We start from the raw sequence: 1,592 nt of genomic DNA on the forward strand, positions 1-1,592 counted from the left end.
GGAAAATCAAATAATCACTATAAAGATCAAGCATATCCATTTAATTCCCTCCCTAAAATTAAGGGCGGAATTCTAATGCTTTTTAGTCAAACTACAAGTTTATGTGCGTAACATGAGTTATCAATGCTGGCTGGATAATTCCTGGTAATGACGGCAAAGCCTCTCAGAAACGAAGAATTAAAGGGGTTGGCATTCCCAGATGCTATGTGTTCACCGAGAAAGTTTGGTCCGATGAGTACTAATTGTCCCACCCGTTCCATTTTTGATTTTGGTGGTGGAACGCCTACAGCCCTGTAAGTAACGGTGTCCCACCTGTCCCATTTGTTCCACGTATTTTAGTTGTATGTAAAAATCTATTGGGTTGTATCTGCTATAACGAATATGATTTCCCGTATTACGACTTTGTCTAATACGGGCTTGTAGAGCGTTAAATTTTAAAGAGTTGTATAATGTTCATTTATATTTTTAATAGCTGTTTCAAGATGAATTTTATATTCATCTTCTTTAACTCCAATTAGATGTAACACAATTACTCTGAACAAAAAATAAAGTTTGATGTTATAAGTTAAGCACTGATCTCCATCTAAATATTCTTCTTTATTATTGATGGTTATTATATGTGCTATTCTATTTCTTGATTTCGTTAAAAGTCTTAATAATTTTTCTAATTTCCCATCTTCGCTCTCTTTCTTAAAGATAAGTTGTCCATGCTTACTAATCAGATAACTAAGTTTTTCTCTTAATGAAATATGCTCAATAGATTTCCTGCCTAATTCTAGTAGTTGCAGAATGGTATCTTCTATTAAATGCCTCGTTTCAATAGGCCAAAAATTAAATTTACTTATGTTCAAATTAAAAATATTTATCAAATTGTGAATAGTTTCATTAGGTTTCTTATTTTCATCTATAGAGACCAATTCATATAAGGGCTCAAATAATTGAACAAACAACATATTCTGTATATCAATTTGGGGTTTATTCACGCATGTGAGATGTAAAAAAACGGAATTTATAAATTCAAATTGGGTGAACAATTTTGACCATTGATCAAAGAGATCTTGAAATCTATCTTTATTTGAGTGCGAAAATATATAAATACGAAAACTGAGATGTAAAAACATACAGTCAGTTTTATTACCATGAATCAGACTATTTTCTAACTCATTTGCTATATCCCTTTTTATTCCCTCAACATTAACCTGAAAAACAGACACTATTGATTTTAACTCACCATAACAAATCATTAAAAAGCTGAGTATTTTTATTATATAGTGCTCTATATCTCCTATTGTCTTCACATTCTGAAATACAACCTGTAATCTTTTAACTTCCCTAGCGGCCGTTAGTACTGAACATTCTAATTTATTATTTGCATTGATTTGTAGATGAAAAGGAATTTCTGTTATAGCAGTCCCAATATCGCACTCATCAAGATTATCCTTAGTGAAGTTTATAATTATTTTATTCATATTTAGGCAACGTCCCTGAAGTTTTTATAGACAAGATTTTATTTTGAATTGGTCACAGATTTTTTAATTTCACTTCGATCTACCCCCTCTCCCGCGATAGGAACTTTGATAGTATGATGATGC

1 protein-coding gene is annotated in these 1,592 nt (G+C 31.5%); it reads right to left on the minus strand.

What is annotated here, in order from left to right; genetic code table 11:
* Nucleotides 1-434: 434 nt before the first annotated feature.
* Nucleotides 435-1,469: a HEPN domain-containing protein gene (locus ELY15_RS15690; protein ID WP_127101679.1), complete on the minus strand. Its 1,035-nt coding sequence runs from the start codon at nt 1,467-1,469 to the stop codon at nt 435-437.
* Nucleotides 1,470-1,592: the final 123 nt, after the last annotated feature.

Source organism: Legionella sp. km772 (genome assembly GCF_003989735.1).
GTDB lineage: Bacteria > Pseudomonadota > Gammaproteobacteria > Legionellales > Legionellaceae > Legionella.

Coding starts and splice junctions, on each gene's coding strand:
- ELY15_RS15690 (WP_127101679.1), bottom strand. CDS start 1,469: ATGAATAAAATAATTATAAACTTCACTAAGGATAATCTTGATGAGTGC.